This is a genomic window from Frisingicoccus caecimuris, assembly GCF_004340975.1.
Taxonomy (GTDB): domain Bacteria; phylum Bacillota; class Clostridia; order Lachnospirales; family Lachnospiraceae; genus Frisingicoccus; species Frisingicoccus caecimuris.
Window position 1 is genome coordinate 211,171 of record NZ_SLXA01000003.1, and the last position, 21,503, is coordinate 232,673.

18 protein-coding genes and 1 other annotated feature (1 of these 19 running past the window's edge) are annotated in these 21,503 nt (G+C 43.9%); of the genes, 17 read left to right on the forward strand and 1 reads right to left on the reverse strand.

All coding sequences use genetic code 11. The features are described 5' to 3' along the window. Window position 1 precedes the first annotated feature (1 nt). The 9 genes from EV212_RS05100 to EV212_RS05140 all read left to right on the forward strand — a co-directional run bounded on the left by EV212_RS05100 (window position 2) and on the right by EV212_RS05140 (window position 9,113). Window positions 2–964, forward strand: a complete 963-nt coding sequence (locus EV212_RS05100) for an XdhC family protein (RefSeq protein ID WP_132089825.1) — start codon at window positions 2–4, stop codon at window positions 962–964. 46 nt (window positions 965–1,010) lie between these two features. Further along, window positions 1,011–1,391: a RidA family protein gene (locus tag EV212_RS05105; protein WP_132089828.1), complete on the forward strand. Its 381-nt coding sequence runs from the start codon at window positions 1,011–1,013 to the stop codon at window positions 1,389–1,391. A gap of 253 nt (window positions 1,392–1,644) precedes the next feature. Continuing rightward, complete coding sequence (locus tag EV212_RS05110) at window positions 1,645–2,487, forward strand: 3-hydroxybutyryl-CoA dehydrogenase (protein ID WP_132089831.1); 843 nt, start codon at window positions 1,645–1,647, stop codon at window positions 2,485–2,487. A 163-nt stretch (window positions 2,488–2,650) separates the two neighbouring features. After that, the gene (locus tag EV212_RS05115) at window positions 2,651–3,946 is read left to right on the forward strand and encodes an adenylosuccinate synthase (protein ID WP_132089834.1); all 1,296 of its coding nucleotides are present in this window, start codon (window positions 2,651–2,653) and stop codon (window positions 3,944–3,946) included. Between the two features lie 363 nt (window positions 3,947–4,309). Then, window positions 4,310–5,470, forward strand: a complete 1,161-nt coding sequence (locus EV212_RS05120; protein ID WP_132089837.1) for an ABC transporter substrate-binding protein — start codon at window positions 4,310–4,312, stop codon at window positions 5,468–5,470. Window positions 5,471–5,598: 128 nt separating this feature from the next. Further along, the gene (locus tag EV212_RS05125) at window positions 5,599–6,450 is read left to right on the forward strand and encodes an ABC transporter permease (protein ID WP_132089840.1); all 852 of its coding nucleotides are present in this window, start codon (window positions 5,599–5,601) and stop codon (window positions 6,448–6,450) included. Then, on the forward strand, window positions 6,447–7,247 hold the full coding sequence (locus EV212_RS05130) for an ABC transporter permease (RefSeq protein ID WP_132089843.1): 801 nt from the start codon (window positions 6,447–6,449) through the stop codon (window positions 7,245–7,247). Before EV212_RS05125 ends, EV212_RS05130 begins: the two co-directional genes overlap by 4 nt. 14 nt (window positions 7,248–7,261) lie before the next feature. Then, a complete protein-coding gene (locus EV212_RS05135; protein WP_132089845.1) occupies window positions 7,262–8,269 on the forward strand; it encodes an ABC transporter ATP-binding protein in 1,008 nt (335 codons plus the stop codon). 202 nt (window positions 8,270–8,471) lie between these two features. Further along, on the forward strand, window positions 8,472–9,113 hold the full coding sequence (locus EV212_RS05140) for a CYTH domain-containing protein (protein ID WP_132089847.1): 642 nt from the start codon (window positions 8,472–8,474) through the stop codon (window positions 9,111–9,113). Window positions 9,114–9,176: 63 nt separating this feature from the next. Here the strand turns inward: EV212_RS05140 and EV212_RS05145 are convergent, their stop codons facing one another. Next, on the reverse strand, window positions 9,177–10,274 hold the full coding sequence (locus tag EV212_RS05145) for a pyridoxal phosphate-dependent aminotransferase (protein ID WP_132089849.1): 1,098 nt from the start codon (window positions 10,272–10,274) through the stop codon (window positions 9,177–9,179). Window positions 10,275–10,380: 106 nt separating this feature from the next. Here EV212_RS05145 and EV212_RS05150 point away from each other — a divergent pair, with 106 nt between their 5' ends. From EV212_RS05150 to EV212_RS05185, 8 genes are all read left to right on the forward strand, one after another. Then, window positions 10,381–13,923: a DUF5717 family protein gene (locus EV212_RS05150; RefSeq protein WP_132089852.1), complete on the forward strand. Its 3,543-nt coding sequence runs from the start codon at window positions 10,381–10,383 to the stop codon at window positions 13,921–13,923. A 16-nt stretch (window positions 13,924–13,939) separates the two neighbouring features. Then, a complete protein-coding gene (locus EV212_RS05155; RefSeq protein ID WP_132089854.1) occupies window positions 13,940–16,087 on the forward strand; it encodes a DUF5716 family protein in 2,148 nt (715 codons plus the stop codon). Window position 16,088: 1 nt separating this feature from the next. Then, window positions 16,089–16,661, forward strand: coding sequence for a glycerol-3-phosphate responsive antiterminator (locus EV212_RS05160; protein WP_330570460.1), 573 nt, complete (start codon window positions 16,089–16,091; stop codon window positions 16,659–16,661). A gap of 150 nt (window positions 16,662–16,811) precedes the next feature. After that, window positions 16,812–17,537: a glycerophosphodiester phosphodiesterase gene (locus tag EV212_RS05165; protein WP_132089857.1), complete on the forward strand. Its 726-nt coding sequence runs from the start codon at window positions 16,812–16,814 to the stop codon at window positions 17,535–17,537. A 20-nt stretch (window positions 17,538–17,557) separates the two neighbouring features. Next, window positions 17,558–18,994 carry an NAD(P)/FAD-dependent oxidoreductase gene (locus EV212_RS05170; RefSeq protein WP_132089860.1) on the forward strand — a complete coding sequence of 479 codons (1,437 nt, stop codon included), beginning with the start codon at window positions 17,558–17,560 and terminating at the stop codon, window positions 18,992–18,994. A gap of 17 nt (window positions 18,995–19,011) precedes the next feature. Further along, the gene (locus EV212_RS05175; RefSeq protein ID WP_132089863.1) at window positions 19,012–20,283 is read left to right on the forward strand and encodes an NAD(P)/FAD-dependent oxidoreductase; all 1,272 of its coding nucleotides are present in this window, start codon (window positions 19,012–19,014) and stop codon (window positions 20,281–20,283) included. 4 nt (window positions 20,284–20,287) lie between these two features. Next, window positions 20,288–20,653, forward strand: coding sequence for a DUF1667 domain-containing protein (locus EV212_RS05180; RefSeq protein WP_132089865.1), 366 nt, complete (start codon window positions 20,288–20,290; stop codon window positions 20,651–20,653). 25 nt (window positions 20,654–20,678) lie between these two features. Continuing rightward, a complete protein-coding gene (locus EV212_RS05185; RefSeq protein ID WP_132089868.1) occupies window positions 20,679–21,389 on the forward strand; it encodes an MgtC/SapB family protein in 711 nt (236 codons plus the stop codon). A gap of 44 nt (window positions 21,390–21,433) precedes the next feature. Next, window positions 21,434–21,503: a binding site (T-box leader), on the forward strand (it continues 162 nt past the right edge of the window).

The following is a 21,503-nucleotide window of genomic DNA, read 5'->3' on the forward strand; positions in this document are numbered from 1 at the left end:
TATGAAAAAAGAGTATTCGGAATTGTTGAATGTATTGAGGCAGGGAAATCCGGCTATGTTGTGTACACGTAAAGCAGTCGATGGACAGACGATAAAATGGGTTCTTTCAAATCCTGGTGATCCGGCGGAGAAAGAGGCTGATTTTATGGAATATTACAAACCGGAAGAACGGCTGATCATTCTTGGCGGCGGTCATGTATCATGGCCGCTGGCGCTTTTTGGGGCGGAATGCGGATTTGCCGTGACGGTGGTGGATGACAGGCCTTCCTTTGCAAATCGGGAGCGTTTTCCGAAGGCCCGGCAGATTCTGTGTGAGAGTTTTGAACGATGCTTCGACAAACTTCATATAACATCCAGTGATTATGTGGCGGTGGTCACTCGGGGACACCGCTACGATATGGAGTGTCTTCGTAAATTGCTTTCCGGGAGAGAACCGGCATACGTGGGAATGATGGGGTCTAAGCGGCGGGTGGCCGGCGTCCGGGAACTTTTATTATCCGAAGGATACAAAAAAGAAGCCATTGACCGGATTCATATGCCGATTGGACTTTCCATCGGAGCCTTATCCCCGGCGGAAATCGCTGTATCCATTCTTGCGGAAATGATTCAGGAGCGCCGTCATATCGTTTCTGCTTTTAAAATGCCTGCAGCAGACGCCGATTTTCGTGTTCTTGAAAGACTTGCGGAAGAAAACGAACCTTATGCGGTGGCTACCGTGCTTTCCGCCAGGGGGTCCACTCCCCGGCGAAGCGGTGCAAAGATGATCATTTACCGGGATGGACGGATATACGGCAGCATTGGCGGTGGTTGTGCGGAAGCTCAGGTGATACGGGAAGCATTGAAATATATCGGGACAGGCAGATATACAATAATGACGGTAGATATGACAAAGGATGTCAGCGAAGAGGACGCCATGGTCTGCGGTGGCGTTATGGATGTGCTCATTGAGGGGACAAGTGACTAAAGCAGCCTGAAGACATACATGAAGGCTTAAAATGGAGGTAAACATTATGAAAAAGACAATTATAAATGCAAAAAATGCTCCGGCCGCAGTAGGCCCTTATGTACATGCGGTAAAAGCCGGAAATTTTGTATTTACATCCGGACAGATCGGTCTCATTCCTGAGACGGGTGTATTGGCCCGGGGGATTGCTGCCCAGACAGAGCAGGTATTAAAAAATCTCGGTGCGGTTCTGTCGGAAGCCGGACTGGCTTATACCGATGTTATCAAAACAACAGTATTTCTGGACAGCATGGATGATTTTGCTGTAGTAAATGAAATTTATGCAAAATATTTTACGGGAGATGCTCCGGCCCGTTCCTGTGTTGAGGTTGCCTCTCTTCCAAAAGAAGCGTTAGTAGAAATCGAAGTTATTGCAGTGGCAGAATAGAAAATGAATAATATCTAAAAGTTGTTAATTTGATAACAACAGGTAAAGCTTGATTATGCACAAAAGTTATCGGAATATATACTAAAAGTTGTGAATAATAGTGAAATAATAACTTTACTTTTGGGATAAATTGAGGTAGAATGAAGTTAGTGGCAAACAGTAACTAAAAAAGAAGTTAAATAAATATCAAATAGGCTGTTTGCACGAGAAATAAGAAAACAATATATAAAATAATTCACAGTAGGAGGGCACTATGAAAAAAGTATTTATTGTGGGCGCAGGACAGATGGGACTGGATATTGGACAGGTTATGGCTAAAACCGGATATCAGGTAGTATTTAACGATATGTCCGAGGAAATCTTAGCAACTCAGGTTGGAAAACTTGAAAAGAGCCTTGACAAGATGGTTTCCAAAGGGAAAATGACAGAAGAAAAGAAAGCTGAAATCATGGGTAACGTCTCTACATCTGCTACTCTGGATGCAGCAGCAGACGCTGATCTTGTTATTGAAGCTATCGTTGAAAACGTACAGGTTAAAAAAGATTTGTTTGCAAAACTGGATGCACTCTGCAAACCTGAAACAATTTTAGCAACAAACACATCTTCTATTTCCATTACTGAAATCGCATCTGCTACAAAACGTCAGGATAAAGTGATCGGTATGCATTTCTTCAATCCGGCTACAGTTATGAAATTAGTTGAAGTTATCAATGGCCTGAATACATCCAAAGAAACCTTTGATACAGTTTATGAACTTTCCAAAGAAATCGGTAAAGATCCTGTAGAAGTTAAAGAAGGACCTGGATTTGTTGTTAACCGTATCCTTATTCCGATGATCAATGAAGCAGCTATCGTTCTTGAGGAAGGACTGGCTTCCGCAGAAGATATTGATAAATCCATGAAACTTGGATGCAATCATCCGATGGGACCTCTGGCTCTGGGCGATTTGATCGGTCTGGATACCTGCTTACATATCATGGATACATTCTATGCTGAAACATGTGATTCCAAATATCGTGCTTCCCGTTTGATGAGACAGATGGTTCGCGGCGGTAAACTTGGAAGAAAGACTGGCGAAGGATTCTTCAAATATTAATTCTTTTGCTGAATAAATAAAGAGGCTTTGCGGTCAGGGAATTTTCCCTGACCGCATTTTTAGCTTTACTTTTTGTGGGTTATAGCATAAAATGTAAGAGTATGTAAACGTAGCCTCGTTTACAGTTGTTGTACGAATACTTTTAAGGAGCTGAGATTTTATTATGGTTAAAGCAATCGTTGGCGCAAACTGGGGAGATGAAGGAAAAGGTAAGATTACCGATATGCTTGCGGAAGAGTCCGATATTATTGTCAGATTTCAGGGCGGAAGCAATGCGGGCCATACTATTATTAACGATTATGGTAAATTTGCTCTTCATATCCTTCCATCAGGCGTGTTTTATAATCACACAACCAGCGTCATTGGTAATGGTGTGGCGTTGAATATTCAGAATTTGGTTGATGAGATCGATTCTCTGGTGAAACAGGGAGTTCCGCAGCCGAAGATCCTTGTGTCGGACCGGGCACAGATTCTTATGCCGTACCATGTTCTGTTTGATCAATATGAGGAAGAACGTCTGGGAGGCAAATCTTTTGGCTCCACGAAATCCGGTATTGCACCATTTTATTCAGATAAATATGCAAAAATTGGCTTCCAGGTCAATGAACTTTTTGAAGATGAAGCTGTGTTGAAAGAAAAGGTTTATCAGGTACTGGAAACAAAGAATGTTCTTGTAGAACATTTATATCATAAAGCTCCAATCGATCCGGAAGAAATTTTCCAGGAACTTCTGAAATACAGAGAGATGATTCGTCCGTTCGTATGTGATGTTTCCGTATTCCTTCGGGATGCTATTAAAGAAGGTAAGAAGATCTTACTGGAAGGTCAGCTTGGTTCCCTGAAGGATCCGGATTTTGGTATTTATCCGATGGTCACATCTTCATCCACACTGGCATCCTACGGTGCCATCGGCGCCGGTATTCCGGGATACGAGATTAAAGATGTGGTCACTGTTGTAAAGGCTTATTCCAGCGCTGTAGGTGCAGGTGAATTTGTATCTGAAATTTTCGGAGATGAGGCTGATCAACTTCGCCGACGCGGCGGAGATGGCGGCGAGTTTGGTGCGACGACCGGACGGCCGAGACGTATGGGATGGTTTGATGCGGTGGCCTCCAGATATGGATGCCGCATGCAGGGGGCGACAGAAGTGGCGCTGACTGTTCTGGATGTTCTTGGTTACCTGGATGAATTACCAATTTGTGTCGGCTATGAGATAGACGGTGAAGTGACACGTGACTTCCCGGCTACACCACAGCTTAAAAAGGCAAAACCGGTATATACGACGCTGCCTGGATGGAAAACAGAGATTCGTGGTATCACAAAATATGAAGATCTTCCGGAAAACTGCCGGAACTATATCGAATTTATCGAAAAAGAGCTTGAAGTTCCGATTACGATGGTTTCCAACGGACCGGGACGTCATGAAATTATTCATCGTCAGAGCAGTCTGAACCGATAAAATAAAATTAATCATAAAAGGCATAAAGGCATGTAAAAACACCTTTGTGCCTTTTTATATTGTGAAAATTTAGACAAATCAGAATGTTAAAAAAATTTAACATAAAAAACCGAGGATTCCCGTTTAACGTAAAAATTTGGCATGAAAATTGCATAAATATAACGTGAATATATAAAAAATGTTAAAAGTTTCAAAAGATTATGGAAAATAAACAATCATTGGTTTACAATTCGGACAATTTATGGTAAAATAGCTTTGACGATAGAGTTAGAGAGAGAATGTCAAAAAGGTGTTCCTTTCGACTCTTTTTATAGTTTATAAGGACTTTATACGAGAAAAGTCCATGAAAAAGGAGGAGAAACTATGAAAAGAATGACTAAGAAATCATTGGCAGTTGCTTTGACTGGAGCAATGTGCCTGGCATTGGTTGGCTGTGGCGGCGGAAATAAAGAGACAAAGGCCGAGACCACTGCAGAAACAAAAGCTGAATCCAGTGCTGAAACAACTGCATCAGCAGATGGCGCTGTTGATCTGAATGCGTTAACAGTGGATGAAATCACTGAAAATGCAAAAGCAGAAGGCCATGTAGAATCTGTTGGTATGCCGGACGAATGGGCAGACTGGGGTTCGTTATGGCAGGCAATGAATGATACATACGCTATTGCTCATAATGATACGGATATGAGTTCTTCTGAAGAATTGCAGATGTTCAAAACAGAAGGAGAAAACGGAACGAAGGATATGGGAGACGTTGGTTATGGTTTTGCAGGCCAGGCAGTTTCCGAAGACCTTGTTCAGGGATATAAAACATCCTATTGGGACAACGTTCCGGATTGGGCGAAAGGCGAAGACGGCAAGTGGATGGTTGCCTACACAGGTGTTACAACATTCCTTGTAAACACAGATCAGGTTGATAAAGTACCGACATCCTGGCAGGATATCCGTGAAGGCGACTATAAAGTTGCACTTGGACCTCTTACCGGAGGTAATGCACAGGGCGCATTTATCGCTTCTGCTTATGCATTCGGCGGTGACATGAACAACCTTGAGCCTGCTTTTGAATTCTGGACAGAAATGGCTGAAGCAGGAAGAGTTAACACACTGGATATTACCCAGGCTAACTTCGAATCCGGTGAAATCGCAGTCGGTGTTGTATGGAGCTTCCAGGGTATTCCTTACAGCAAGAATATTGACCAGTATAACATGACAGCAGTTGTTCCATCCGATGGTTCTCTCCAGAACGGATACGCATCTGTGATCAATAAATATGCTCCTCATCCAAATGCAGCAGCTCTGACAAGAGAAGTAATGTTCAGTGATGAAGGTCAGACATATCTGGCTCTGGCTGGCGCTATTCCTACAAGAGAGGATTTTGAAATTGCAGAAGAATATGCAGATCAGGTTATCAGCAAAGAGGAGGTTGCAAATGCAGTTCTGATTTCAGATGCAGATGCATATTCCGCAGCTTGTGAAACAGCAAAAACACGTTGGGAAGAAGAAGTCGCTCCGCTGCTTGTACAGTAATTATTATAATCTAATCTGAGTTCGTTTATGGGGGTGCAAATTCCTGCACCCCCATTTTTAGATTATAAAACAGGAATCTGGCGCATCCAGGTAAACAAAACGATAGCATCAGACAGGAGTTGAATTGAATGAAAAGGAAAACGTATATATATTTACTTGCGTTAGTGCCATTCTTGATCGTTGCGATGCTCTATGAGATTGTACCTTTGCTTACAGTCATTCTAAAGAGTTTTCAGTCCGATGGGGGAACAGGCTTTACGCTCGAAAACTATCAGGCTGTGTTTTCAAAATTACTTTATCAAAAAGCAATTCTTAACAGTTTGAAAATATCATTCGTATCGGCAATCGTAGGTATCATTATTGCCTTTCTTGGGGCACGGGCTGCCCATCAGCATCAGGGACGGATGAATCATATCTTTATGGCCGTGTTGAATATGGTGTCTAACTTTGCCGGGATTCCGCTGGCTTTTGCCTATATGATTCTTTTGGGAAATGCCGGACTCATCGTAAGTATCGGCAGAGAATTTGGCATTGATATGCTGGCGAATTATAATCTGTATACAATGAATGGCATGAGCCTTATTTATATCTATTTTCAGATTCCGTTGTCCACCCTCCTTTTGATACCGGCTTTTGACGGCGTGCAAAAGCAGTGGAAGGAAGCATGTACCCTTTTAGGCGGCACCCAGGGGATTTTCTGGAAAAAAGTCGGAATTCCTGTATTGATGCCGAGTATTCTCAGTACGTTTAGCGTTTTGTTTGCCAACGCGCTGGCTGCTTACGCAACAATCTATGCGTTGATGATGGACAATATCGCCCTTCTGCCGGTTCAGATTGCGGGATGTTTCACGGGTGAAGTGAAGATTCGCGCCGGTCTTGGCGGTGCGTTATCCGTTGTGATGATGGTGATCATGGTCATCATGATTCTCATTACGAATGGTTTGAGCAGACAGTTCCAGAAGGGAGGCCGTAGAAAATGAAGAAAAAAAGTGCAGGTTCTATAGCCGTTATGCTGCTTGTCATGATTTATTTGTTGATTCCTCTCGTGATATCCATCATTTATTCTTTATTCAAAAAATGGACGGGTATCCTTCCGGAAGGCTTTAGTATTGGCAACTATGCTTCGTTGTTCTCAGACCCTAATTTCCTTGCGTCGGTGGGGCGTTCGGTCGGTATGTGTATTGTGCCGATCTTATTGACGATCGTTATCGTCTTACTGGCCCTGTTTGTAACAACGATTTATTTTCCTAAACTTGAAAAATATGTACAGATTATCTGTATGATTCCATATACCATTCAGGGGGTTATCCTTTCTGTCAGCATCTTATCCTTATATGTAGGGAACAAATCTGTTCTCAGTAATCGTATGGTGATGTTGATGGGCGCATATTGTATTGTAATCTTGCCTTATATTTATCAGGGTATCCGAAACGGAATGCGCGCTGTGAATATGGTAACATTGATTGAAGCGGCTGAGATGCTCGGAGCTTCAAAGATCTATGCCTTTTTCAGAGTCGTTGTACCGAATATTATTTCAGCAATTATCGTATCATCGCTTTTGGCTGTTGGTATCATCTTTGGTGATTATGTTCTGATTCGAAATCTTGCCGGAACATCTGCTCCGAATATGCAGATATTCCTTTATCAGACAATGAAGAGTGATAGTACAAAGGCCAGTGCTGTGTTTGTGATTATTATGTTCGTGACCTTTGTGATCACGGCGGTCGTATTATTCCTGAAGAGCCGTGAAGGTAAAAACAGAGTACAGAAAAAATAAAGGAGTGATGAGAAATGTCATATATTCGATTTGAAAATATAAGTAAGAGTTTTGGAAAGAATGAAGTTTTGAAGAATATTGACCTGGAGGTGGAAAAGGGACAGTTGGTGACGCTCCTGGGACCTTCCGGCTGTGGAAAAAGTACATTACTCCGATGTCTGTCGGGACTTGAAACGGTGACCTCCGGCAAAGTGTATCTCGATGGTAAGGATATTACCAATGTCAATCCAAAGGACAGAGATATCGGTATGGTATTTCAGCAGTACAGTCTTTTCCCGAATATGGACGTGGCCCAGAATGTGGCCTTTGGCCTTAAATTAAAAAAGGTTCCGAAGGAAGAAATCACAAAGCGGGTGGAAGAGATGGTGGATATTGTTGGTCTGTCCGATCATCTGCACCATTATCCGGCTCAGATGTCCGGTGGTCAGCAGCAGCGAGCTGCTCTGGCCCGCGCGATGGTGACTCATCCAAAGGTGTTGCTTCTTGATGAGCCATTGTCGGCCATTGATGCATTGCTCCGTCATTCGCTTCAGGTGGAAATTCGCCGTATTCAGAAGGAGATGGATATTACAGCGATTTTCGTAACCCATGACCAGGACGAGGCGATGGTTATGTCCGATGTGATTCATCTGATGTATAAAGGCAAGATTGAACAGTCGGCCGCACCGACCCAGATGTATACCCAGCCGATATCCAAATTTGCGGCAACTTTTATCGGTCACTACAACATCATGCCGATGGAAGATTTCCAGAAATTGACCGGAAAACAGGCGGATGCCAAAGATGTGGCTTTCCGTCCTGAGATTGTGGAAATCAGTACGCAACCGATAGAAAAAGAAGGTTATCTGACGATGAAGGGAAGAGTTTTCGTCAGCCTTCCACATGGAAATGTGCTTCGTTACGCAGTACTTTGCGGTGATAAGCAAGTGGATGTGGACGTATTATTCAAAAAAGCTACCTTGATTGAAAATAATACGGATGTATATCTGTCTTTCAAAGAAGACGATTGTATCTTTTTGTAAAAAGTAAAGCGGCGCTGCCGCATCAGTGGTTGGTAAATCACAGGTGCGGCAGTTTTTTTTGCCGGCTCAACGGATTTTTTCAATTCTTTTTAGAAATTCTTCAGTATTTATACATCATTTTTTCACAACTTCCGAATATAATAATAAGAGTAGGAAAGGTCAATGGGGAAACACTTTTTGGAAAGGGTGAATATAATAACTGATGGATAGAGAAGTATATTACGAGAGCAATAATGTTCTTGATTTGAAAGATTATGAACGAATGATGGAAACGATTAAAAACACACCGGAAAACCGCCTGAGTAAGATCAGCAAAATCCGTAAAATATATTTTAACGATGATATTAATTATCTGGAGGATGGGCTGGATAATGCTTCCTCGGATAAAGATGTATACAGTATTGTCATGGTGGATTATGATACGGAGCATCTGATGGTTGAGCGAAAAAGCCGTAGATCCGGTATGATTTATAAAGATTATGCACCGATAACGTCTCAGGAGTGTCGGAAAATTTTCAGGGGTGATGTACGGTGGTTGAAGGAAAGCAGTTATCCTCTCTTAAAAAATCTGTATTTAGAAATTACAGTGAATCTTCGAACGATTGGCGTTGTTGTGGATTATGAGCGTCAGCGATTCAAAGTGCATAACAGCAACGATTACATACAGTTTGATTTATCGGTCCGGTCCATTTATGGGCGGAAGGGCGATCTGCTGGCGGATCAGATGGATATGAAAGAACGGCTGGATGCGGGGCATGTGGTCATGACTTATAAGCAGAGTATTCATATTCCGCCGATTTTCAGATCCGTATTGGCGTTGGTGCCGAAGGCAGAAGTTTCATAACGAATAAAAATTTCAGGGAGACTATGATGCTTAAGTGTCATAGCCTCCCTGTTTTAATAAGAATTATCCAAGTAGTTTTTGTATAACAGCCAGTAGTTCGTCATTTTTATCCGGCATCATGATACAGAAGCGGAAGTACTTATTATTCAGAAATGGGAAGTCCGAGCAGTCCCGAATCATAAGTTTTTTCTGAATGGCCGCTTCAAAAACATCCATAGCTGTGACATCATCTTTTAGAATTTTCAAGAGGATGAAGTTGGCTTTTGGCGGATAATAGGTAAGGCCGCTGAAATTGTCCAGCGTTCTGCAGATTCGTTCTCTCTCAGAAGAGATGAGCTGGCGGGTATGGGCGATGTACTCTTCGTCGGTAAACATGATTTCACCGGCGATGGCGGCCAGGGTATTGATCGTCCAGGGATCCTGGTGTCCAACGACTTCTTTGATCAGGTCTCGATTACCGCAGACAGCGTAGCCGAGACGGAGACCAGGGGCGGCGAAAAACTTGGAGATGCCTCGAAGAACGATGATATTATTATAATACTGGGCCAGCGGAATAGCTGTAATATCCTGGAGATTTCCGGCAAATTCCACATAGGTCTCATCCACAAGAACATAGATGCCGTTCTCTTTGCATGTGTCCAGAATCTGGCGCATATCAGAACGGGAAATGGCTGTGGACGTCGGGTTATTCGGGTTACATATGATCAGTAAGTCAATGGTTTCGTTCAATTGTCTGGAAAGTGCGTCTACATGGATGGAAAAGCCATGACTCTCGTCCAGTCGATAATAGCGGGAAGTGCCGCCGGCCAGAGTGACTTCACGCTCATATTCGGAATATGTTGGTCCGAGAATAAGGGCTTTGTGGGGCTTTAATATCTGAATAAACAGGGAAATCAACTCAGTGGAGCCGTTTCCCACGATGATATTCTTAAAATCAGTATCCACATAGGAAGCTATGCATTTTCTCAGAGAGGTATATTCCCTTTCAGGATAGCCGGTAATATCGTCAATGTGCCGGGCGAGGGTCGTACGCAGCTTCGGAGAAATACCAATGGGGTTGACATTGGCTGAAAAGCTGGTAATTTCTTCCCTCGGAATATGGTAAATTTCCTCGATTTTCTCAAGGTCGCTGCCATGAAAATGTTCGGATTTCTGTGTCATAATATTACACCTCATTACTTTTTGTTGCACCAGTCTTCATTGTAGTGGTATAATCTATATTAGTACATTTCATTTAAAAATGCAAATGATAAACAGGAGAGAAACATTGAAAGAAAAGATAAATTTATTGTCTAAAGGAATATTTGAATATGGTTGTCCGGATATTCATGTTTCGGAGGAATCCATTTGTCTGGAGGTTGAAGCCGGCAGCAGCTTTTCGGGAGAATTCCGGGTCTATGCTACGAATGGTATTGATGTGCGTGCCAAAGTCTTTTCTTCCAATAAGCAGATGCGCTGCACGGAGACAGATATTATTGGAACGGATAACCGGATTCATTTTACGTTTATGGCGGAGAATATGGAGCCGGGAGACAAGGCGGAGGGACATATCAGTATTATCAGCAATGGAGGAGAGCTTCAGGTACCATACCGGGTATCTGTGCGTTCTCCTTACTGTATGACCAGCTTTGGTGAAGTTGGAAACCTGGAAGAATTTTCAAGACTGGCTGCCGAGCATTGGCAGGAAGCTGTCAATCTGTTCAAGTCTGCGGATTTCCCGAGAGTCTTCCTCGTAAATAAAATTCATGCCCATATTTATGAAAAACTGATGAAGAGCCGGAATGTCAATCAGGCGTTGGAGGAATTTCTTTATACATTAAAGAAAAAACAGAAGGTGACGATTTCGGTAACTCAGCGGGAAATTATTCAGAATAATCTGTCGGAGGCTTTCAGTGATAAGTTGGTTCTGGAAAAGAACACTTGGGGCTATCAGGAGATTTTTATTCATGCCGAGGGGGATTTTTTAAGCGTTTATAAAAAGCGGCTGACAACTCAGGATTTTCTGGGCAGCTATTATGAACTGGAATATTTTATCAATCCGGAATTTTTAAAGCGGGGCCGTAATTCCGGCCGTATCGTGCTTTCGACCTTTTCCCAGTCTATAGAGATCAAAGTATGTTGTGATCAGGAGGTTTTCCGTGAGGAGGATGAACCGCATGCTTCAATTCGCAGCAGCATTTACAATATTGAACGGCGGTATCTGGACTGGAAAGCCGGAAAAATTGATATGGACACGTGGAGCCGGGAGAGCAGAGAAGATGTGGATTGCTGCCGGAATAATAGTGATTCCGTCCGTTATGCCCTTTTGGAGGCTCATTTTTTGATGACCATTGGTGAGGAAGAGGGTGCAAAGGATATTGTCAGCCACATCAATGGTCGGGAACTTCGGAGAAACTGTCTGCTGGAATACTGTTATTATATGTATATTACGTCTCTCTACCGCAGAGAACCGGATTATACCCACTACGTTATTCAGCGGATGTGGGAGTTTTATGAAGGCCAGTGTGACCGGTGGGAGCTTTTATGGATGCTGATACAGCTGGATGAACGGCTGATGGGCGGCGGCGTTCATACCTTCAAAAGGATTAAAGCAGAGTTTGAACGGGGATGCCACAGTCCTTTAATGTATCAGGAGGCGCTGCATCTGGCCAACGAGGATCCGTCGATGGTGCGGGAACTGGATGCCTTTGAGGCGCAGCTGCTTCATTGGGGGACAAGGTATGAGACACTAAGCGCTTCCTTGATGTATCAGTTCGCAGATCTGGCTGTGAGAGAGCGGAAATATCGTCCATTGGTGCTCCGGTCCATGATGCGGTTATGCGAACGCCATGAGAATAAAGAATTTCTGGCGGCTGTATGCAGCATGCTTATGAAAGGACATTTGATTGATAAAAAATATAATGAATGGTATCTGAAAGGAATTCTTCATTCTGTAAAATTGGCGCGGCTATATGAATTTTATATGCAGTCTCTGGATGAGGAAGCGGTGAAGGAACTTCCGTCAGCAGTGCTTTATTATTTTAATTATAATAATCAGCTGGACTGGAAGCGGAAGGCCTTTTTATATCGATATATTATCCGTCATCGCCAGAATCAGGAACGGATTTATTATTCCTATGAGAATATTATGAAAGCCTTTACCTATGAACAGCTCAGTCTGGGACATATCGATGCCAATCTTGCCGAACTTTACAAGTTTTATATTACCCGGGATAAGATGAACAGTAAGCTGGCCAGAGAGTTGCCGGATATCATGTTTAAATATCAGATTCAATGCAGTCATCCGGGGATCATCAGTGTGGTGGTCTCGATGCGGGAGGTAGACCGGGAATTTATTTATCCGGTGGAGAATGGCAAAGCCTATGTGGATATTTTCATGGATGAGTATAATATCGCCTTTGAGGATATGGATGGCAACCGATATGTGCGCACTGTGGAATATACTATGGACAAATTGATGGACGAGTCCGAATTTATCAAGGACTGTTATGAATTGTGTCCGGAAAATGTCAAGGTGTTGCTGAACCGGAGCGAACGGGCGCTGAAATATCAGATGATTGATGATACGTCCATCGAAATTTTTAAACGAACTTTAAAGATTCATTATATCAGCAATGAGTATCAGAAAAATATTTTAAAAAATCTGATTGATATTTACTATGAAAATTATGAAGGAGAGACCCTTGAAAAATACCTGATCCGCTTGGATATTCATTTGCTTGGAAGTGAAGAGCGGGGAAGTATCATTGAATATTATATCCAGCGGGGTTTTTATGAAAAAGCCCTGGAAGCCATCAGCGAATATGGTTATGAAAATATCCGGGATAAACGGCTGATGCGGCTGACTTCCCGGATGATCCGGAAGCGGAATTATGAAGAGGATGGGCTTCTTTTAGAGATGGCTTTCTACACATTTAAGGCGGGCAAATATGACGAGAGTATTCTTGAATATCTGAATCGGTATTATCTTGGAACAACGAAGGATTATATGGATATCTGGAAAGCTGCTGTCGGTTTTGAGGTGGAAGTCCATCAATTAGAGGAAAAAATGCTCTGTCAGGTTTTATTTACTGAGGATATGGTAGAAGAAAGCAGTCCTGTGTTTGATTCCTATTACCGGATGCGGCCGAATATTAAAATTGTCCGGGCCTATCTTGCTTACAATGCCTATAGCTGTCTGGTGAAAGATACGGAACTAAAAGAGAATCTTTTCCAGTATATGGAGATTGAAATGGATCAGATGGACCGGGGACGGGATATCTGCAGTCTGGCAATCTTAAAATATCTTTCGGAGCCTGCTCATGGTGAGAATCAGTACAGCGATTGGATTCGTCGTGAAGTGCGCAGATTTATGAGCCGGGGTATCATGCTTCCGTGGTTTAAATCATTTATGAATCTGACGGATATTCCGCGGGAACTGCTGGATAGAGTGTTTGTTACATTCATAACGAATCCGGAGCATACGGTCAAGGTGCGTTACCGGATTCAGTCAGATGCGCAGGACAGTGAATGGAAAGAAGAAAATATGCAGAATGTATACGGCGGTATTTTTGTCAGCTCCTGGCCGTTATTTGCCGGTGAGAAACTTATCTGGCAGGCGCTGGATGACGATGGAGAAGACATTACCGTGACGGAGAGCCGGGAGATTCAGAGGGAAGCTGATGGAGAGCGGACACCTGTCGGCGGTATGGATTATATTAACCGCATGATTCTTCAGAAAGATTTCAATGACTATGATGCACTTTATCGGACAGCCTGCGAATATAGCCGGAGAAAAGCTGTAGCAGGCGAAGTGTTTGATTTACTTTAGAGAAGAGGATGTGTTTATGGATAATCGAATAAAAGAACTGATTTTAGGATACGATCTGTGCAATGATTATATCCAGATCAGCTGCTATAACCAGAAAACACAGGATATGGATACCATCTGTTATATCGGAGAAAAGATGATGGACCGGATTCCAGCGGTTCTTTGCCGTCTCTATTCCGATCGTTCATGGGTCTGCGGTTATGAGGCATGGAAAGCAGTCAATGAACATCGTGGGGTGTTGGTGGAGAATTTTGTCGATGCGCTGGAGCCGGAACAGAGCATTACGGTTGACGGCGATATCTATTCCGGTGCCGGACTGGTACGGATTTTTATGCAGGAAAGCCTGAAATTGTTAACCAAGTATTATCCTCATTGGGCAGTGGGGCAATTGACCGTGTCCGTGGAGAAACTGGGCAAAAATACAGTAGAGGCACTGAAGGCGCTGAGCGCTGAGATGAATTTTGATGAGAGTCGGTTATCTGTGATCAATCATGTTTCGGCCTATGAGCATTATGCTCTGAACCAGAAACATGAATTGTGGCAGCATGATGTGGGATTATTTGATTATTCCCACAGGGGGATGACTTACTATCATCTGGCTATATCAAAAAAAAGGATGCCGGTGACCGTCATGGCGACGACAGTCCCGCTCACCGAATATTTTGACGGCAGCGAGATCGGACAGATGGCGCCTCCTGAGCTGGACCGCAGATTTTTAGAAGTCGTCCGGCAGGTAACAGCAAATAAAATTATTTCTACGGTTTATTTGACCGGCGAAGGATTTGAAGGCAATTGGGCAAAGATTTCGCTGAAAAATCTCTGTCATCACCGCAAGGGCTTTATTGGCTCCAATATTTTTTCACGGGGAGCCTGTTACTATAGCCTGTTGGCAGCAGGATTGCTGGAAGAGGGCAGTTTTATTGCGCTTAATGACGATGTGATTTCCAAGACCATCTATATTCGGGGTAGTAAAAAACGAGAGATGATGAATCTGGAGCTTGTTCAGGCGGGTCAGATTTGGTATGATGTCCAGGCAGAAGCCTTTTTTATACCGGATGGTATGGATCATGTGACTATTCATCTGATGGATTATTTAAGTAAACGAGAACGTTCATTTCAGATCCCGCTGCAGAGCTTTGGAGGGGATGAAAAACGTCCGGATAAAACAAGATATTTTCATATCCAACTTTGTTTTGACGATGCATCCAATTGCCGGGTTTCGCTGAAAGATATGGGATTTGGGGAATTTTATCCGGCATCCGATCAAGCGGCGGAGCATGTATTTGATATTTATGACGAGACATTTGATGATAAGGAAGTTCATGAGCCGGGACGTCTGATTCTGACGGATGGACGGCAGAATATGGTGCCTTATTATTTTGGCTTAAGCGGTATACGCGTTTACAGTCTGGAGCAGCTCTGCTATTACATTTATCATCATATCTATACGGTCAGCACGGAAACCTTCGGCGATGGCTTGTTTTACTGGATTGAGAAAAATCTGGGAGAAAGGGCACTGGTCAAACGTCTCAGAGAGGCAAAGAAAAATGGGCGGACACTGAAAGAAATGGTGCGGCTCATTCTTATGTCAGTGGATTATTATTCCAAAGAAGAGATACACCAGCTACAAAAGACCATCGAAGAGATTGAGATGCAGAATCCGATTGAAACCCGTAAGGTGGAAGCGGATAATTATCTGCGTTATGGACGTCCGCTGGAAGCGCTGGCTGTGTATAAAAAGGTAGACTTGATGATGGAAGATTCGGAAGACATGGTGACAAAGGAATTCCAGGGAAATGTTTACCATAATATGGGAATTGCCTTTGCGCGTCTGGCAAATGGGGAAGCGGCTCTGGCCTGTTTTAAAAAGGCTTATGAGAGAAATGGTTCGGAGGCCTCCAGAGACGCCTGGCTGATGATGTTGAAAATTCTGGGCAGAGAGGAAGAAATGCTCCAGGAGACGAATCGCATGATACTTTCACCGGATATTCTTGAGCGGATCAATCAGCGGTTCAAAGATGCGGAGCATAGTTTTGAAGCGCAGCCAGTCAGCGAAATGCTGGAAAAAATGAAAGATATACACAGTGAAAGTCAATGGGATGAAATTTGTCCGGAGGTGCTTGCATGGCTGGAAAAGGAGAAAGGAGAGTATCGGGGTTTATAGCATGAAAGAGATGTTAGATGCAGAGATATTGATTGATTCGCCGGTGATTGCGGCGATTAAGGACGAACAGGGACTGGCCGAATGCCTGAAAACGGAATGTCAGGTCATCTTTATCCTGTTTGGTAACGTATGTAATATTGGCGAGATTGTTAAAAGGATAAAGGATAGCGGTAAAATAGCAATCGTCCATATGGATTTGATCACGGGGTTAAGCTCCAAAGAAATTTCTGTGGATTTTATAAAAAAAGTAACTCAGGCAGATGGTATCATCAGTACCAAACCAATGATGGTGAAGCGAGCAAAAGAGTTGGGGCTTCTGACAATTCAGAGATTTTTCATCATTGATTCGATCGCACTGGAGAATTCCAAGCGTCAGATTGAAGTATATCATCCGGATTGTGTGGAGATCATGCCGGGAATCATGCCGAAGATTTTGAAGGATATCCGTAATTTTGTCAGTGTTCCTGTGATCGCAGGCGGACTTTTAACAGATAAAAAGGATGTTATGAGTGCTTTATCTGCCGGTGCAGATGCCATCTCCACGACGAACAGAACGTTGTGGAAAATGCAATAATATGTGTTTGACCATTGCATTTAAAGGGCAGAAGTGCTATTATAAAAATACATAGTGTAACGCTTTAGAGAGTGAGAGAGGCGAAATGGGTAGTTCGACGGGGCTATCTGTTTCGCCTTACATTTTTTTAAAAAAAGTGAGGGAAAAGTGATGACGAAGAATTTTGCGCACAGAGGATTCAGCGGCAAATACCCTGAAAATACGATGCTGGCTTTTGAAAAGGCCATTGAGGCCGGAGCCGACGGCATTGAAAACGATGTTCATCTGACAAAGGATGGCGTTGTTGTTATCATTCATGACGAGCGGGTGGACCGGACAACCGACGGCGCCGGATGGGTAAGGGATTTTACCTATGAAGAACTGGCAAAGCTGGATGCATCCTATATCTTTAAAGAATATGGTTTTCAGCATATTCCGACATTACGGGAATATCTGGAACTGGTGAAGGATAAAGACATCATTACCAATATCGAATTGAAAACCGGTGTGTTTGAATATGACGGTATCGAGAAAAAAGTGTATGACATGATTCAGGAATATGGGCTGAAGGATAAAATGATTATTTCTTCATTTAATCATTTTTCCATTCTTCGTATGAAAGCCATTGACCCGACGATAAAATGCGGCCTTCTGGAAGAGTCCTGGCTGATCAATGCGGGAGTCTATGTAGCTTCCACCGGTGTGGAGTGTTACCATCCGATGTATAAAAATATGACGCCGGAAGTGGTGGCGGAGATTAAGTCCCATAATCTGGAGATCAATACATGGACGGTCAATGAAAAAGAGGAAATTGAAGAAATGTTTGAGCGGGGTGTGGATTCGGTCATTGGCAATTATCCGGATATCGTCCGTGAGATTCAGAAAGCATATCGATAAACATGCAGGAGGGAGAAAAGATGTACGATATTATTATTATTGGCGGCGGTGTTGCCGGTTGTGCGGCAGCCAGAGAGCTGTCACGTTATAAAGCCAATATCTGTCTGGTTGAGAAGGAAGAGGATGTCTGTGCCGGAACTTCCAAAGCAAACAGCGCCATTGCCCATGCAGGTTATGATGCAGAACCGGGTTCACTGATGGCAAAGCTGAATGTCCAGGGAAATCAGATGATGGACGCTGTGGCCGGGGAACTGGATTTTCCGTTTGAGCGAATTGGTTCTATGGTCGTCTGTATACATGAAGAGGATATTTATAAGCTGGAAGAGCTTTTGGAGCGGGGAAAGAAAAATGGTGTCAAAGATCTTCGGATTGTTGATGCAAAGGAAGCCCATGAACTGGAACCGAATCTGACGGAACAGGTGGTGGCAGCCCTTTATGCGCCGACAGGCGGCATCGTATGTCCATTTGGCATGACCATCGCTTTTGCTGAAAATGCAGCAGTCAACGGCGTTGAATTTAAATTAAATACAGAGGTTGAGAATATTCAAAAAATCGATGGAGGTTATGTATTGACTACGAATCAGGGGATCCTTGAGACGAAGGTTGTTGTCAATGCAGCCGGTGTTTATGCGGATCGGTTCCATAATATGGTCAGTGAAGAAAAGATTCATATTACGCCGCGGCGGGGCGATTACTGTCTCCTGGATAAGACGGCCGGAAATCATGTGTCTCACACAATCTTCCCATTGCCGGATCAGTTTGGCAAGGGTGTGCTCGTAACACCGACGGTTCATGGCAATCTGCTCGTCGGACCAACGGCCATTGACATCGAAGATAAAGAGGCTACGGCGACAACACGAGAGGGACTGGATTTTCTCACTGGCAAAGCGGGAGAAGCTGTGGCAGATCTTCCAATGCGGCAGGTGATCACTTCCTTTGCCGGACTTCGTGCCCATGAAGACCACCATGAGTTTATCATTGGTGAGGTAAAAGATGCCAAAGGTTTTGTTGATGTGGCCGGTATCGAGTCTCCGGGACTTACCAGTGCGCCGGCCATTGGTGTGATGGTGGCAGATATTGTGTCCGGGATGATGGGGCTGGCTGAGAATCCGGATTTTATCGGAACACGCCGGGGCATTTTAAACCCTTCTGAGCTGAGCAAAGAAGAACGGGCAAAATTGATTGAAGTGAAACCGGAATACGGCAACATTATCTGCCGTTGTGAGATGATCACGGAAGGCGAGATTCTGGATGCAATTCATCGTCCGGTGGGCGCCAGGTCTTTAGATGGTGTGAAACGTCGGACCCGGGCCGGAATGGGACGATGTCAGGCAGGTTTCTGTTCACCGAGAACGATGGAGATTCTGGCACGGGAGCTTCATGTAAGTATGGCGGATATTACAAAATCCGGCGGAGATTCCAAACTGATCGTCGGTACGGTAAAAGACAGGTTATAGAAGGGATGGTGTGAGAAATGTTAAATTACGATTTAGTCATTGTCGGTGGCGGTCCTGCCGGTCTGGCAGCCGCAGCATCTGCTAGAAAAAATGGTCTGGAAAGTATCATCATCCTGGAAAGAGATCATGAGCTTGGCGGTATTTTGAATCAGTGTATCCACAATGGTTTTGGTCTCCATACATTTAAGGAAGAGTTGACCGGACCGGAATATGCGGGGCGTTTTATTGATGAAGTGGCGGATTTAAAGATTGAGTATAAATTAAATACGATGGTTATGGATATCTCAGAAAATAAAGTGGTGACAGCCATGAATCGGGAGGACGGTCTGTTTGAGATTCAGGCAAAGGCTGTCATTCTGGCTATGGGATGTCGGGAACGTCCAAGGGGCGCGCTGAATATTCCGGGATATCGTCCGGCCGGTATTTATTCTGCCGGAACCGCACAGCGTCTGGTAAATATTGAAGGTTTTATGCCGGGACGGGAAGTGGTTATCTTAGGCTCCGGTGATATCGGGCTGATCATGGCCCGGCGTATGACACTGGAAGGGGCAAAGGTGAAAGTGGTTGCAGAATTGATGCCATTTTCTGGTGGCCTGAAACGAAATATTGTGCAGTGTCTGGATGACTTTGGTATTCCGTTGAAATTAAGTCATACGGTCATCGATATTGATGGTAAAGAGCGGGTAAAAGGAATTACTCTGGCTGAGGTAGACAGCACAGGTAAACCGATTCCGGGAACGGAAGAACATTATGACTGTGATACACTGCTTCTTTCCTGCGGCCTGATTCCGGAAAATGAATTGTCCAGAGGCATCGGCGTCGATATCGAACCGGTGACCAACGGACCGGTGGTCAATGAAAGTCTGGAAACAAGCGTGCCGGGAGTCTTCGCCTGCGGTAATGTCCTTCATGTCCATGATCTGGTAGACTTCGTTTCGGAAGAAGCGGCAGCGGCTGGAAGAAATGCAGCTAAATATATTCGGAACGGCAGTAAAGAGCCGGAGACAACCCATGAAACCGTAGCGCTCTGTCCACAGGGGATTGTCCGTTATACGGTGCCTAAGACATTGAATGTAGACCGGATGGACGACGAGATTACCGTTCGTTTCCGTGTGGGGGCTGTTCAGAAAAATTGTTATGTGTCCACCTATTTTGACGATGAACGGGTCATGCGCCGGAGACGTCCGGTGGTGGCGCCTGGTGAGATGGAAGAGGTCAAGCTGAAAAAGGAACAACTTTTGAAATATCCGGATTTGAAACAGATTATCTTTAAGGTCGAGGAGGCGTAAGCATATGGAAAAAAGAGAATTAACCTGTATCGGATGCCCTCTGGGCTGCACCGTGACAGTAGAGATGGAAGGTACGGAAATCCTTCGGGTTACCGGACATACATGTAAACGGGGAGAGGAATACGCACGGAAAGAAGTGACGAATCCGACCCGTATTGTGACATCCATCGTGCGGGTAAACGGCGGTAAGATTCCGATGGTCTCTGTAAAAACAAAGTCGGATATCCCGAAGAGCAAGATTTTTGATTGTGCGAAAGCACTTCAGAGCATTCAGGTGGAAGCGCCGGTGCATATTGGTGACGTGATCATGGAAAATGTTGTCGGCACGGGTGTTTCTATAGTAGCAACGAAAAATGTAGAAGCTTTGTAAAAAGCATTGTTCTGGTGGTGATAGAATGAACATGGAAGTATTACAAGCGATAAATGAATATCTCCACACATTTAGTATACCCGTTGTTTTGATCCGTCTGCTTCTGGCAACGATCTGTGGCGGCGTGATCGGATTTTTTCGCAGTATGAAAAAGCGGGGCGCCGGATTTAAGACCCATATACTCGTATGCCTTGGAGCAACGCTGATCATGATGACAGGGGAATATGTATTTCGTTTTGTTTCCAATGGAACCGGTGATGTAGCTCGTATGGCTGCTCAGGTTGTCAGTGGGGTTGGTTTTCTGGGAGCGGGAACGATCATGGTGACCGGACGAAATCAGATTAAAGGTCTGACAACGGCGGCCGGTCTTTGGGCCTGCTCCGGTATTGGTCTGGCCATCGGCATTGGCTTTTATTCCGGTGCCATTATCTGTACGGCGATTGTGTTTTTTGTCTATAACTATCTGCAGAAAATTGATGAATTTGCCTATGAGCATTCCCGGGTCTATGATTTGTATGTGGAGTTCGAGTCCAGAAAGTACATTACACCGTTTATGTCGGCCATGAAGGAAAGGGGCTTTAAGTTTCTGAGCCTGGAACTCAGTAAATCTAAAAAAAATAAGGATGATATTGTCAATGCAACCATGTCTCTGGAAGTCAGCACTAAATCTAAAGGCGTAGATGTACATACTTTTATCGAAGAATTGGAAGGTGTCAATTCAGTGGAAGAAATGTAGGACTTGACTTTTCCAATGATTTTGAATAAAATGTATTCTATATAGCAAATGTGACGAGAAAGAGGAGTAGGAACAGAACCTTTACAGAGAGGATGGCCCGGCGGCTGAAAGGTC

Bases quoted from the DNA above. Each gene is read 5' to 3' on its own strand.
- EV212_RS05160 (WP_330570460.1), top strand. From the start codon at position 16,089: ATGAAAGAGATGTTAGATGCAGAGATATTGATTGATTCGCCGGTGATT.
- EV212_RS05125 (WP_132089840.1), top strand. From the start codon at position 5,599: ATGAAAAGGAAAACGTATATATATTTACTTGCGTTAGTGCCATTCTTG.
- EV212_RS05165 (WP_132089857.1), top strand. From the start codon at position 16,812: ATGACGAAGAATTTTGCGCACAGAGGATTCAGCGGCAAATACCCTGAA.
- EV212_RS05135 (WP_132089845.1), top strand. From the start codon at position 7,262: ATGTCATATATTCGATTTGAAAATATAAGTAAGAGTTTTGGAAAGAAT.
- EV212_RS05110 (WP_132089831.1), top strand. From the start codon at position 1,645: ATGAAAAAAGTATTTATTGTGGGCGCAGGACAGATGGGACTGGATATT.
- EV212_RS05105 (WP_132089828.1), top strand. From the start codon at position 1,011: ATGAAAAAGACAATTATAAATGCAAAAAATGCTCCGGCCGCAGTAGGC.
- EV212_RS05140 (WP_132089847.1), top strand. From the start codon at position 8,472: ATGGATAGAGAAGTATATTACGAGAGCAATAATGTTCTTGATTTGAAA.
- EV212_RS05115 (WP_132089834.1), top strand. From the start codon at position 2,651: ATGGTTAAAGCAATCGTTGGCGCAAACTGGGGAGATGAAGGAAAAGGT.
- EV212_RS05145 (WP_132089849.1), bottom strand. From the start codon at position 10,274: ATGACACAGAAATCCGAACATTTTCATGGCAGCGACCTTGAGAAAATC.
- EV212_RS05180 (WP_132089865.1), top strand. From the start codon at position 20,288: ATGGAAAAAAGAGAATTAACCTGTATCGGATGCCCTCTGGGCTGCACC.
- EV212_RS05170 (WP_132089860.1), top strand. From the start codon at position 17,558: ATGTACGATATTATTATTATTGGCGGCGGTGTTGCCGGTTGTGCGGCA.
- EV212_RS05120 (WP_132089837.1), top strand. From the start codon at position 4,310: ATGAAAAGAATGACTAAGAAATCATTGGCAGTTGCTTTGACTGGAGCA.
- EV212_RS05175 (WP_132089863.1), top strand. From the start codon at position 19,012: ATGTTAAATTACGATTTAGTCATTGTCGGTGGCGGTCCTGCCGGTCTG.
- EV212_RS05100 (WP_132089825.1), top strand. From the start codon at position 2: ATGAAAAAAGAGTATTCGGAATTGTTGAATGTATTGAGGCAGGGAAAT.
- EV212_RS05155 (WP_132089854.1), top strand. From the start codon at position 13,940: ATGGATAATCGAATAAAAGAACTGATTTTAGGATACGATCTGTGCAAT.
- EV212_RS05130 (WP_132089843.1), top strand. From the start codon at position 6,447: ATGAAGAAAAAAAGTGCAGGTTCTATAGCCGTTATGCTGCTTGTCATG.
- EV212_RS05185 (WP_132089868.1), top strand. From the start codon at position 20,679: ATGAACATGGAAGTATTACAAGCGATAAATGAATATCTCCACACATTT.